This window comes from Halorubellus salinus (assembly GCF_020567525.1).
GTDB lineage: Archaea > Halobacteriota > Halobacteria > Halobacteriales > Natrialbaceae > Halorubellus > Halorubellus salinus.
This window is the reverse complement of the sequence record NZ_JAJCVI010000001.1, coordinates 571,047-582,613: the sequence shown is the minus strand read 5'-3', so window position 1 is coordinate 582,613 and position 11,567 is coordinate 571,047. Positions and strand designations below refer to the sequence as shown.

Genomic DNA, 11,567 nt, shown 5'->3' with positions numbered 1-11,567 from the left:
GCCGAGGCATCGAAGGTTTACATGATACGTAAACCCCGCGTGGGCGTGACCGCTCGGCGGACGAGCGACCGAACTCACCGCTCGACGAAGGAGAGGTCGACGTCGTCCCGGTGGCCGTCGAGCACCGCGAACCGCTCGTCGGTCCCGAGGCGGACGCTACGGTCGCGTTCGAGCCAGGCGAGGAGGCGGCGCGCCCACGCGAGCTTCTTCGCCTTCATCGGACCGACGGCGTCGTCGTCGAGGTCCCAGCCGGGGAACGACAGCGAGCGCGCGCCGACGTGGTCCGCGAGGAACGCGGCGCGGTCGCCGTCCGTGAACCCGCCGACGTTGACGACGCCGGCGTCCGGACGGGGCGCGGCCTGCGTGGTCCCGAGGACGTGCTCGCGGTCGCACTCGGGCATCAGGTCGCGGACCACGGGGACGTTGTCGCCGTGCGCGTGCACGGCCGACGGCACGCCCTCAGCCGTCAGCACCGGCGCGAGCTCGGGGTCCGCGTCCAGGTCCGTGACGTACGCGTCCACCGCGACATCGTGCTCGCGGAGGACTGGCGCCGCCGAGGACACCGCGAGCACCGCACCCTCGGTGTCATCCGCGGCCGCCGCAACCGCGTCGAGGTCGGCCGCGAGCGACGGTCCCGGTGCCACCACCGCCACGTCGCGGCCGCCCAGGACGGCCTCGAACGCGGCGAGCACCCCGCGCGGCGCCAGGTCGGCGAGGACGTCCCGCGCGTGCTCGTCGCTCGCCCGGTCGAACCCGAAGTCAGCGAGCACCGCCTCGTACGCCGGCTCGAACGTCTCGAAGTCCATAGCTGTCGCTAACGAGCTAGCGTCAAGATAATCCGTTGGTGTGGGCCGGCCGAGCCTCCACGTGTACCCCTACCCGTGAGGCCCTACCGGCTTCCACTCACCCATTTCTACCCCTCCGGCATAAGTTTTCTCTTAGTAGCCGGATTGTTGTAGACGGCCCAGGACGGCCGCGTACGGCCCTTCAGAACCCTCGGAATCGGCGCAGAGCCGGTCGAACGCTGCGATAGTGCCCGCGAGCACGCAGCCGTCGCCGGTCGGGGCGTACGCCACACCGGCGTCCTCCGCCGCGGCGGCCAACCGGTCGGCAGTCGAGTCGTCCACGCCAGCGACCTCGAACACGCGCGCGACGCTCTCACCGGCGATGCCGGCGTCGACGTCCAGTCGCTCGGCGTGCCGGTGAGCCTCTCCGGTCGTCGTCACGTCGAGTTCCTCCACGTGCGGGTCCGCGGCCCCGCCGTCGCCGTCGCGAACGCGGTCGCGCGCGAACTCGTGGCCGACCGCGACCGCGTCCACGGTCTCCCGGACGTCGTGCGTTCGGACGACGTGCGCGCCGCGCTCGACCGCCATCGACGTCGCCGCGAGCGACGACGCGAGCGCGTCCTCCGTGGACCGCCCGGTCAGCGACCGCAGGAAGTTCTTCCGGTTGATCGAGACCAGCATCGGCTTCCCGAGCCCGCGGAACTCGCGGAGTCGCCGGAACGCCTCGCGGTCCTGCTCGATGGTCTGGGCCTCCGACCACCCGCCGAACGCCGGGTCGACGATGGTCTTGTCCGTCAAGCCGTTCTGCTTGAGGGCCTCGTACACCATGTCGACGTAGTCCGCCGCGTCCGCCCACACCGCGCCCTTGCGCTCGGCCCACGGCGTCTCCTCGACCGCGCCCGGTCGCGTCAGGTCCGGCGGACTCGCCATCTTCGCCACCGCGACGTCGTACTCCTCGCAGACCGCCGGGAGGTCGGGGTCCGCGAACCCCGCGATGTCGTTCACCATGTCGAACCCCGCGTCGAGCGCCGCCTCGGCGACCTCGGCGTACCGCGTCTCGATGGACCAGATTGCGTCCCCGGACGTCGACTCCAGGGTCTCCACGGCCGTGTCCAGGCGGTCGAGTTCCCCCTCGGCGCTCAGCACGTCGAACTTCTTGTTCGCGGACTCCAGCCCGACGTCCACGATGTCCGCGCCCTCCCCGATGAGGGCCTCGTCCACGTACGCCGCCGCCTCGCCGGGGTCGTCGAACACGCTCGGGTCGTACGGCGACTCCTTGCTCACGTTCAGTACGCCCATCACGCGCGGCGGGTGGTCGTCTCCGATACCGAGACCCGCGGCGTCGACGTTGTCCATACCTCTAGGCGAGTGTGGCCCGACCAAAAACGGACCGTTCGGGGAAGCCCGCCGCGAGCGCCACACTCGCCGCTGGCGGCGCAGCCGAGACGCGGCCCTTTTGACCGTTCGCGCGCTACGACGCGACATGAGCAAGGTGAGCATCGGGCTGCGAGGGTGGCGCTTCGACGAGGACGAGGTGTTCACCGAGGACGGCGACGTCCGCCCGTTCGACGAGATGCGCGAGGACACCCGGCGGCGACTCGTCCGCGTGGGCGTCCTCTACGGGTCGCCGTGTGACGCGTGCTGGCTGATCCACGGCGACGAGAACCTCGAGGCGTGCAACGAAGCGACCGTGGTGTACGGCGAAGCGCTCTCCGAGGTCACCCTCTGCGACGAGCACGAACCCGACTTCATGTACTGGTTCCGCGAAGCCGGCGGTATCGAGCACGCCGAGACCGAGCGGTTCGAGGACGCGTTCCACGAGTGGTTCGCCAGCGGCGAGCGCGCGCCCGACGGCTACGGTGGCGTCGAGCACGTCGACACCGACCCGCGCGCACTCCCGGAGACCGAGATGCCCGACCCCGACGACGAGGACCTCGGGACGCGCGAGGTCGTCGAACGACGCATCGACCTCCGCACCGGCGAGATAGAGGAGGCACCCGATCCGCGACCCGATGCCGACGGAGCTGACGCGGACGACGCGGACGACGAGGACGACCTCGACCTCGACGACCTCGACCTGGACGCGGACTATCCCTCCTGACATGAGGAACGACGACGCACCCGCTGGCGACGAGCGGGACGACGCTCCCCCGCTCCACGGCGAGGACGCGCCCGCGGTCGCGGTCGTCGGCGCGCAGACCCCGGGGAACGTCGGGACCATCGCGCGAGCGATGAAGAACTTCGGGATGCGCGACCTCCTGCTCGTCGACCCGCCCGAGGACGTCTGGGACCCCGACGGCGTCGCGTACGGCTACGCCGGGCACGCCCGCGAGGACGTCATGCCCGGTGCGACCGAGGTCGACCTCGACGACCTCGTCGAGAGCTACTACACGGTGGGCTGTACCGCGACGACGAACGAGGACTGCCGGAGTCACGTCCGCTACCCGTTCTTCACGCCCGCGGAGCTCCCGGCACACCTCGCGGGCGTCGACGCGGACGTCTGCCTCGTGTTCGGCCGCGAGGACCGCGGGCTCGACAACGACGAACTCGAGCGCCTGGACGCCATCTCCTCCATCCCCGCGAGCGCGGACTACCCCGTCCTGAACCTCGGGCAGGCCGCGACCGTCACGCTCTACGAGATGCGCGAAGCGACCGTCCGCGAGACCCAGCACCCCGACCGGGAGCGCGAACGCGCCAGTGAGCGGGAGATAGAACGTCTCTACACGGAGTTCGAGGGCGTGCTCGACGCCATCAATCACCCGGAGGCGAAACGCCAGAAGACCACGCGGATGATACGACGGCTCCTCTCGCGCACCCATCCGACCGAGCGCGAGGTGTCGACGCTCACCGGCATCTTCCGGCGGGCGAGCGAGCACCCCGAGCGCGACGACGACTGACGCGGATTCGACACCAGGGCGGCCCGTCGTCGCGCCCGCACGTGGGCTCGCGACGCTCGTCTTCGGCCCCACCGGTGCTCGCCACGACGCTCGTCTTCGGCCCTGTCGTTTAACCTTACACGGGGCGCAACTCTTGCCATGACCGAGACAGCGGCGCGAACGCTCGCCGAGCACGTCGGCCTGGCCGCGGCCGTCCTCGACGCCGACGGTCACATCGCGTACGCCAACCCGGCGTTCGAGGAGCACTTCCCCGCGACAGCTGGCGCGGACGTCAGGACCGTGTTCGGCGACGCTGTCGGGCAGACCGCCGGCGTGGACCGCGTCGGCGACGCGGTCGAGCAGGTCGTCGACGACGGCGTCGACCAGGCGGACGCGGAACTGACCGTGACGGGCGACGCCCCAAGCGTGTACCACTTGCAGGTCACCGCGGTCGACGCAGCGGACGCCGCAGCGATCATCGAAGCGTGCAACGTCACGGAACGACTCGAGAACACGCCGCGCGTCGGCACCATCCTCGGTCGTATCAGCGAGTCGTTCTACGCGGTCGACGACGAGTGGCGCGTCACGTACTGGAACGAGCAGATGGCGTCACGGACGGGCGTTCCGGCGGCGGACATCGTCGGACAGAGCGTGTGGGACGTGTTCGACACCGACGCCATCACGGAACTCCGAGCGCGGTACGAGGCGGCGATGGACGCTGGCGAATCGACGACGTTCACCACCTACCTCCCCGACCCGCTCGACTACTGGGTCGAAGTCCGGTTGTATCCCGACGAGCACGGCATGAGCGTGTTCTCGCGGGACGTCACGACGGACGTCGAGCGCGAGCGCGAACTCGAGCGATACGAGACCATCGTCGAGAACGCGAACGACGCGGTGATGATCAAGGACTGCGAGGGCCGGTATCGGCTCGCGAACGACGCCGTCGCGGACTACACCGGACGCGACACCGAGGCCGTCTTCGGGAAGACCGACCAGGAACTGTTCGGTCCCGAGGTCGGCGACCGCGTCCGCGAGCGCGAACGGATCGCGCTCGAGGAGGAACGCCGAGTCACGTACGAGGAACGCATCCCGACGGACGACGGCGAGGTCGTGTTCGAGACGACGCGCATCCCGTTCTACGAGGGCGGGGAACTTGCGGGCACCATCGGTATCTGTCGGGACGTCACCGATCAGGTCGCCTACGAGGCCCGGCTCGAAGCGCGCTCGGAGCAACTCGAACTCCTGAACCGCATCCTCCGTCACGACATCCGGAACGACATGACGGTCGTCCTCGCCGTCCTCGACCTGCTCTCGGAGCACGTCGCCGACGACGAAGGCGCGGACCTCGTCGAGGAGGTCGGCGAACGCGCCCAGCACGTCGTCGACCTCACCGCGACGCTCCGGGACCTCATGACGGTCGTCCTCGACGAGACCGAGCACCTCCAACCCGTGCCGGTCGCGGGCGTCCTCGAGGACGAACTCGCGGACGTCGACGCCGCGTTCCCGCGAGCGATCACGCGCATCGACGGCGACCTCCCCGACGTCGCGGTGCGCGCGAACGAGATGCTGCACTCGGTGTTCCGGAACCTCCTGAAGAACGCCGTCCAGCACAACGACCAGGACCTCCCCGAGGTCGTCGTGAGTGCGACCGCGACGGACGACACCGTGACCGTTCGCGTCGCCGACAACGGCCCGGGCATCCCCGACGACCGCAAGACGAAGGTGTTCGGTCGAGACGAGAAGGGCCTGGAATCCTCGGGAACCGGAGTCGGTCTCTTCCTCGTCGACCGCCTCGTCGACGAGTTCGACGGGAGCGTGCACGTCGAGGACAACGACCCGAGCGGCGCGATATTCGTCGTCGAACTCCCGCGGTGGACCGCCGACCTGGCGTTCGACCCGATGTAACTCGGTGCGACCCGGACGCCTGGCGTGCCTCGACTCAGGCTCGCGCCTGGATCTCCTCGCGCAGCACCTCGCTGACGAGGTCGCCGTCGGCCTTCCCGCGGAGCGCACCCATGCACTCGCCCATGAGCGCCGAGAACGCGCCCATGCCCTGCTCGTCTACCTGGTCGCCGTTCCGTTCGACGACCTCGACGACCGCCTCGCGGACCTCGTCCTCGGCGACGCCACCGAGGTCCTCCTCCTCGACCGCTTGCTCGGCCGACCACCCGGGGTTGCGCGCGAGCGCCGTCAGGAGGTCCTCCAGGCCCTCGTTCGGGACGTCGCCCGCGTCGACGAGCGCGATGGCGTCCCGCAGGTGCGCGTCGGTGAGTTCGTCGGTCGGGACGTCGTCGCGTCGGAGCGCCGTGAGCGTCGACTCGAGCGTCGTCGCCGCGAGCGTCGCGTCCACGCCGTCGTCGTCGACGAGCGACTCGAACAACGGCATGTACGCGCCGTACGCCACCTGTTCGGCGACGCCAGCGTCCAGGCCGTACTCGTCCTGGTAGCGGCCGACCTTCGCCGTCAACAGCTCGGGTTCGTCGACGTCGCTCGGGTCCAGGTGCACGGGCGGGACGTCCGTCTCCGGATACATGCGTGCCGCACCCGGGAGCGGCCGCAGGTACCGCGTCGTCCCGTCGTCGTTCGCCCCACGCGTCTCCTCCGGGACGCCCTCGAGCGCGACCGTGGCGCGGTCCGCGGCCGCCTCGACCGCGGCCTCGGCGACGTCCACGTCCGCGGCGACCATCGCCACCGCGTCGCCCTCGCCAGCGTCCACGGCCTCGCGGAGCGCCACGACCTCCTCCTCGGTGACGCCGTACGCCGGCAGCTCGTCCGTATGGAAGATTCCGCCCGCGCCGTGGCGTTTCGCGTGGTCGGACAGCTCCGTGCCGAGTCGCCGGTCGGGCTGTATCTCCTCGCCGACGATCCCGTCGAAGCCCTCGAGTCGGACCGCCCAGACCTCGCCACCGGAATCGAGCGCGCCACGGACCACGCCGCTGTCGGTGTCCGCGAACGTCTCGGTCACGTCCACGGGCTCGCCGACGGTCGCATCGCGCTCGCCGAGCCGGTCCTTGACGTCGAGCAACGCGACCTGCCGGCCGACCTCGTTCCGCACGATGTCGTCGATGTCGTCCAGACTCTGGACGCCCTTCACCTCGACGCGCGCACCCTCGGCGATGGAGATGTTCACGTCCTGCCGGATCGTCCCCAGTCCGCGCTTGACGTGCCCCGTCGACCGAAGGAGCATCCCGATGCGCTCCGCGGCCTCCCGCGCCTGCTCGGGCGAGGAGATATCGGGCTTCGTCCCGATCTCCACGAGTGGAATCCCGAGGCGGTCCAGCGAGTACGTCACGCCGTCCTCGCGCTCCTCGACGCGCTGCGCGGACTCCTCCTCGAGCATCAGGTCCGCGACCCGGACCGCGCCCTCGCTCGTCTCGATCTCGCCGTCGGTCGCGATCTCCATCGACCGCTGGAACCCGCTCGTGTTCGACCCGTCGACGACGAGCTTGCGCATCACGTGCGCGACGTCCACCGGCGTCATGTCCATCAGCTGTGCGATCTCCAGGACCACCGACAGCGCCTCCGCGTCCACGCGCGCCGGTGGTTCGTCGTCCTCCTCGACGAGACACGTCGAATCGTACGCGAGGTACTCGAACACGCGCTCGACCTGACTCTCCTCCAGGGCCGCCTCGTCTATCTCCCCGAGTTCGCTCTTCGTCGGATGCAGGTACCGTTCGAACGAACGAACCGATTCCTCGGGCTCGCGCAGCTCCGTCGGACACGAACAGAACAGCTTCGTCGCCGTGTCCAGCTGCTGGTGTATCTCCAGGCCGGCGACGAGTCCGAGCTCGTCGTAATCGTACTCGGTCATTACGAGACGGTCCGCGGCCGAGGGGTAAAAAACCGTCCAGTTCCGGCCAGCATCGCGACCCCCGGACGATCCCAGCGTCGTCGCGGACGAACGACCGACCCGCTATGCGCGCGGGTCGACGAGCGGCGATGCCATCACCGCCGGTGAGGACTCCCACGGGCAGGGACGGTCGTCGGTCGGGCCCGCGGCCCGCAGGACCGACGAAGAAGGGTGGGATGCTTCCTCGTGACTACGAGAGAAGCGCTGAGCGTCGTGTCGTGACTGCGTCCTGGTCGCGTCGCCGACCCGTTGAACCGTCGGTGGCGTCACCGAGGCGTGGCCTCGGAGCATCGCGAATAACGGGCCGTTCGCGGCCGTTCGCGACCCGTTACCGTACGGTGAACGAAGGCCGTCGGCCTCGGCTAACACGGACGCGTCGCTGGTCGTACGTTCGTCGGCCTACTGGGTCGCGGCGCGGATGTCCTCGATGCGTTTTATCTGGTCGCCCATGCCCTGTCCCTCGCAGTCCTCGGTCGGGCAGGTATAGTGCCAGCCGTCTCGCGTCGCCGCGGACTCCCCGAATCGCTTCCCGCATACCTCACAGAACAGGTCCGCTCGGTCGCATTTGTCTCGGTGAAGTTCGAGCGCGAGTTCTGTGGCGAAGCTCTCGTTGCAGTCACGACAGGTGTGCATGGCTGGATTATCTCACTCGCACGTAATAACACCCGTGGATTGTTCGGGTCCACGGCGGCGTTCGGTTACGAATCGTAAGTCGACGCCGTCTTGCGGGTTCGAGCCACCGCGGCGCGACGATACTGAAATATAAAGCTTTCTACGGGCGCGAATCCCGCCGGTCAGTCGTCGCCGAGGATGACGCGCTCGGTCATCGCGACCGGGTCCAGGACGTCGTCGGCCTCGTCCTCGCTCAGGTACCCCTTCTCGAGGACGACCTCCTTCACCGTCTTGTCCTCCTTCAGCGCGGTCTTCGCGACCTCGCTCGCCTTGTCGTACCCGATAGCCGGATTCAGGGCGGTCGCGAGCGCCATCGACTGCTCGACCTGCTCCGCGCAATGCTCCTCGTTCGCTTCGAGTTTCGCGACGAACCGGCGCGCGAACACCTCGCTCGCGTTCGACAGCAGCTCCGCGGACTGCAGGAAGTTGTGCGCGAGCACGGGCTTGTAGAGGTTCAGGTCGATCTGCCCCTCCGCCGCGCCCGCCGACACCGCCGCGTCGTTCCCGACGACCTGCTTGTGGACCTGGTTGACGGCCTCGGCGACCACCGGGTTGATCTTCCCGGGCATGATCGACGACCCCGGCTGGTTCTCGGGTTGCTCGAGCTCGCCGAGGCCGTTGCGGGGCCCGGAGGCGAGCAGGCGGAGGTCGTTCGCGATCTTGTTCAGCGAGCCGGCGACGGTCCGGAGCGCGCCGTGGGCCTCGCTCATCGCGTCGTGCGCGGCCTGCGCCTCGAAGTGCGAGTCCGCTTCGCGGAACTGGACGCCCGTCTCCTTCGTGATGTACTCCGCGGCGAGCCCCGGGAAGTCCGGGTGCGTGTTCAGGCCCGTCCCCACGGCGGTCCCGCCGAGCGCGAGCTCCGCGAGGTGCTCGCGGACGTTGTCGACGCGCACGAGGCCCTTCTCGACCTGCGTGCGATAGCCGTCGAACTCCTGGCCGAGGCGGATGGGCGTCGCGTCCTGGAGGTGCGTGCGCCCGGTCTTGACGACGTCGTCGAACTCGTCGGCCTTCTCGTCGAGGGACTCGCGGAGCGTATCGAGTGCGGGGATGAGGTCCTTCTCGACGGCTTCGAGGCTCGCGACGTGCATCGCGGTCGGGATGACGTCGTTACTCGACTGGCCGTAGTTCACGTGGTCGTTCGGGTGGACGACGCGGTCACCGATCTCCGCGCCTTTGAGTTCCGCGGCGCGGTTCGCGATGACCTCGTTCGCGTTCATGTTCGAGGACGTCCCCGACCCCGTCTGGAAGACGTCCACGGGGAACTGGTCGTCGTGCTCGCCCGCGATGACCTCGTCGGCCGCCTCCACGATGACATCGGCGGTCTCCTCGTCGAGGAGCCCGAGGTCGCGGTTCGCTTGCGCCGACGCCTTCTTCACGACGCCGAGCGCGCGCACGAACCGTCGCCCGAACGAGATGCCGGAGATGGGGAAGTTCTCGACCGCGCGCTGAGTCTGGGCGCCCCAGTACGCGTCCGCCGGTACCTGCATCTCGCCGAGACTGTCCCGTTCCGTCCGGTAGTCCTCGTCGTCTGCCATACGCGAAGCGTCGACTCGCCCGGCGTAAAAGCCATCGGTCCGCGGCAGCGAGGGGCTATCGATATCGAGCGGACGGAAGCCATCGGTCCGAGACGGGCGCGTCGTCGCGGCAACCCGTGGGTGGTGGCGAGCGACCGGTCACTTGCTGCCGTCTTCGACGTTCCCTGCCGGCGTCCGCTTGCGCTTCGATTCCCCTTCGACGATACCGCTCATGCGGGTGGGTTGGACGCGGACGATACGGAACTGGACGTCGGTCGCCGGGCGTTCGTGGACCTGATAGTACGGGATGTCCAGTCCCTGCATCGCTTCGACGATGGCGGCGTCGAGCGAATCGGTCCCGAGGGTCTCCGCGGTCCCTTCGACGACGACGCTCTTCCAGCCGTCGTCGGTGTCGGCGTACACGACGAACGACAGGTGGTCGGTGTCGTCGAGGTACTTTCGTTTCTGGCTCCCAGGCGCGAACCCCATCCGGAAGTAGATCGCTTCGTCGTCCTCGTCGAACGTGTACGAGACGGGGATGGCGTACGCGTCGCTGTCCTTCGCGAGCGCGAGGACGCCCGTGCCGTGGTCGTCGAGGAACGATGCGATGTCGAGCGCGTCCATTGAGGTGGCTTGCTTTCCGGACATACGTGCTATTTGGTACCGTGGCACAATAACGGTGCCTCGTCGTTCCCGGTCGCTGGGAGACGTCGACCGGCCCGGCGCTCGCGTCGCGCGACCGCGAACCGTCGCCGTCGACGCAAGTCCGCGTAACACAACCCTTTTCGCTCTTTCGCCCCGACGAACGCGCATGGACGAAGACGCCATCCGCGACGCGCTCCGGGACGTCACGGACCCGGACCTCGGCGACGACATCGTCACCCTCGGCCTCGTCAACAGCATCGAGGTGGACGACGACACCATCCACGTCGACCTGGCGCTCGGCGCCCCGTACTCGCCCACCGAGACCGGTATCGCGGACGCCGTCCGCGACGCCATCGGGAACGTCGACCGCGACGTGAACCTGACCGCGAACGTCGACACCGGCCTCGCAGCGGACGACGACGTCCTCGCGAACGTCGAGAACGTCATCGCCGTCGCCTCCGGCAAAGGCGGCGTCGGCAAGTCCACGATGGCCGTCAACATCGCCGCCGGCCTCTCGAAGATGGGCGCCCGCGTCGGCCTCTTCGACGCGGACGTCTACGGCCCGAACGTCCCACGGATGGTCGACGCCGACGAGCCGCCGGGCGCGACGCGCGACGAGACGCTCGTCCCACCCGAGAAGTACGGGATGAAGCTCATGTCGATGGCGTTCCTCGTCGGCGAGGACGACCCCGTCATCTGGCGCGGCCCCATGGTCCACAAGGTCCTCACGCAACTCTGGGAGGACGTCGAATGGGGCCACCTCGACTACATGATCGTCGACCTCCCCCCGGGAACCGGCGACACGCAACTCACGCTCCTCCAGACCGTCCCCGTCACGGGCGCCGTCATCGTCACCACCCCGCAGGACGTCGCGCTCGACGACGCCCGCAAAGGCCTGGAGATGTTCGGCAAACACGACACGAACGTCCTCGGCATCGCCGAGAACATGGGCACCTTCGTCTGCCCGGACTGCGGCGGCGAACACGCCATCTTCGGCGAAGGCGGCGGCCAGCAGTTCGCGGACGTCCACGACATGCCGTTCCTCGGGAGCGTCCCCCTCGACCCCGCGGTCCGCACCGGCGGCGACGAAGGCGCCCCCATCGTCCTCGACGACGACTCCGCGACCGGCGAGGCGTTCCGCGAGATCGCGCGGAACGTCGCGAACAACACCGGCATCGTCCGCCGTCGCGAACACACCACGCGAACCGTCGCCGACCGGTAA

10 protein-coding genes are annotated in these 11,567 nt (G+C 69.1%); 4 read left to right on the top strand and 6 right to left on the bottom strand.

What is annotated here, in order from left to right; translation table 11 throughout:
* Window positions 1-74: 74 nt before the first annotated feature.
* Together LI336_RS02925 and folP are read right to left on the bottom strand one after the other, a co-directional pair.
* Window positions 75-806: a 6-hydroxymethylpterin diphosphokinase MptE-like protein gene (locus tag LI336_RS02925; RefSeq protein WP_227131124.1), complete on the bottom strand. Its 732-nt coding sequence runs from the start codon at window positions 804-806 to the stop codon at window positions 75-77.
* A gap of 132 nt (window positions 807-938) precedes the next feature.
* Window positions 939-2,141 (bottom strand): dihydropteroate synthase, encoded by a 1,203-nt coding sequence (gene folP, locus LI336_RS02920; RefSeq protein ID WP_227131123.1) that lies wholly within the window; start codon window positions 2,139-2,141, stop codon window positions 939-941.
* 127 nt (window positions 2,142-2,268) lie between these two features.
* Between folP and LI336_RS02915 the strand changes: the two genes are divergently transcribed.
* The 3 genes from LI336_RS02915 (at window position 2,269) to LI336_RS02905 (ending at window position 5,569) form a co-directional block, all read left to right on the top strand.
* On the top strand, window positions 2,269-2,886 hold the full coding sequence (locus LI336_RS02915; RefSeq protein WP_368408337.1) for a DUF8114 family protein: 618 nt from the start codon (window positions 2,269-2,271) through the stop codon (window positions 2,884-2,886).
* 1 nt (window position 2,887) lies between these two features.
* Window positions 2,888-3,682, top strand: a complete 795-nt coding sequence (locus tag LI336_RS02910) for an RNA methyltransferase (RefSeq protein ID WP_227131122.1) — start codon at window positions 2,888-2,890, stop codon at window positions 3,680-3,682.
* A gap of 138 nt (window positions 3,683-3,820) precedes the next feature.
* Window positions 3,821-5,569, top strand: coding sequence for a PAS domain-containing protein (locus LI336_RS02905; protein ID WP_227131121.1), 1,749 nt, complete (start codon window positions 3,821-3,823; stop codon window positions 5,567-5,569).
* A gap of 34 nt (window positions 5,570-5,603) precedes the next feature.
* On the opposite strand, the gene gatE is transcribed toward LI336_RS02905, so the two are convergent.
* From gatE to LI336_RS02885, 4 genes are all read right to left on the bottom strand, one after another.
* The gene (gatE, locus tag LI336_RS02900; RefSeq protein WP_227131119.1) at window positions 5,604-7,475 is read right to left on the bottom strand and encodes a Glu-tRNA(Gln) amidotransferase subunit GatE; all 1,872 of its coding nucleotides are present in this window, start codon (window positions 7,473-7,475) and stop codon (window positions 5,604-5,606) included.
* Between the two features lie 438 nt (window positions 7,476-7,913).
* Window positions 7,914-8,147 carry a transcriptional regulator gene (locus tag LI336_RS02895; RefSeq protein WP_227131118.1) on the bottom strand — a complete coding sequence of 78 codons (234 nt, stop codon included), beginning with the start codon at window positions 8,145-8,147 and terminating at the stop codon, window positions 7,914-7,916.
* 161 nt (window positions 8,148-8,308) lie between these two features.
* Window positions 8,309-9,721: a class II fumarate hydratase gene (locus LI336_RS02890; RefSeq protein ID WP_227131117.1), complete on the bottom strand. Its 1,413-nt coding sequence runs from the start codon at window positions 9,719-9,721 to the stop codon at window positions 8,309-8,311.
* 138 nt (window positions 9,722-9,859) lie between these two features.
* Window positions 9,860-10,348 (bottom strand): pyridoxamine 5'-phosphate oxidase family protein, encoded by a 489-nt coding sequence (locus tag LI336_RS02885; protein ID WP_227131116.1) that lies wholly within the window; start codon window positions 10,346-10,348, stop codon window positions 9,860-9,862.
* 163 nt (window positions 10,349-10,511) lie between these two features.
* Between LI336_RS02885 and LI336_RS02880 the strand changes: the two genes are divergently transcribed.
* The gene (locus tag LI336_RS02880; protein WP_227131115.1) at window positions 10,512-11,567 is read left to right on the top strand and encodes an Mrp/NBP35 family ATP-binding protein; all 1,056 of its coding nucleotides are present in this window, start codon (window positions 10,512-10,514) and stop codon (window positions 11,565-11,567) included.

What these genes read in the sequence shown, in the direction of transcription:
- LI336_RS02925 (WP_227131124.1), bottom strand. Translation starts at nt 806, where the DNA reads ATGGACTTCGAGACGTTCGAGCCGGCGTACGAGGCGGTGCTCGCTGAC.
- folP (WP_227131123.1), bottom strand. Translation starts at nt 2,141, where the DNA reads ATGGACAACGTCGACGCCGCGGGTCTCGGTATCGGAGACGACCACCCG.
- LI336_RS02915 (WP_368408337.1), top strand. Translation starts at nt 2,269, where the DNA reads ATGAGCAAGGTGAGCATCGGGCTGCGAGGGTGGCGCTTCGACGAGGAC.
- LI336_RS02910 (WP_227131122.1), top strand. Translation starts at nt 2,888, where the DNA reads ATGAGGAACGACGACGCACCCGCTGGCGACGAGCGGGACGACGCTCCC.
- LI336_RS02905 (WP_227131121.1), top strand. Translation starts at nt 3,821, where the DNA reads ATGACCGAGACAGCGGCGCGAACGCTCGCCGAGCACGTCGGCCTGGCC.
- gatE (WP_227131119.1), bottom strand. Translation starts at nt 7,475, where the DNA reads ATGACCGAGTACGATTACGACGAGCTCGGACTCGTCGCCGGCCTGGAG.
- LI336_RS02895 (WP_227131118.1), bottom strand. Translation starts at nt 8,147, where the DNA reads ATGCACACCTGTCGTGACTGCAACGAGAGCTTCGCCACAGAACTCGCG.
- LI336_RS02890 (WP_227131117.1), bottom strand. Translation starts at nt 9,721, where the DNA reads ATGGCAGACGACGAGGACTACCGGACGGAACGGGACAGTCTCGGCGAG.
- LI336_RS02885 (WP_227131116.1), bottom strand. Translation starts at nt 10,348, where the DNA reads ATGTCCGGAAAGCAAGCCACCTCAATGGACGCGCTCGACATCGCATCG.
- LI336_RS02880 (WP_227131115.1), top strand. Translation starts at nt 10,512, where the DNA reads ATGGACGAAGACGCCATCCGCGACGCGCTCCGGGACGTCACGGACCCG.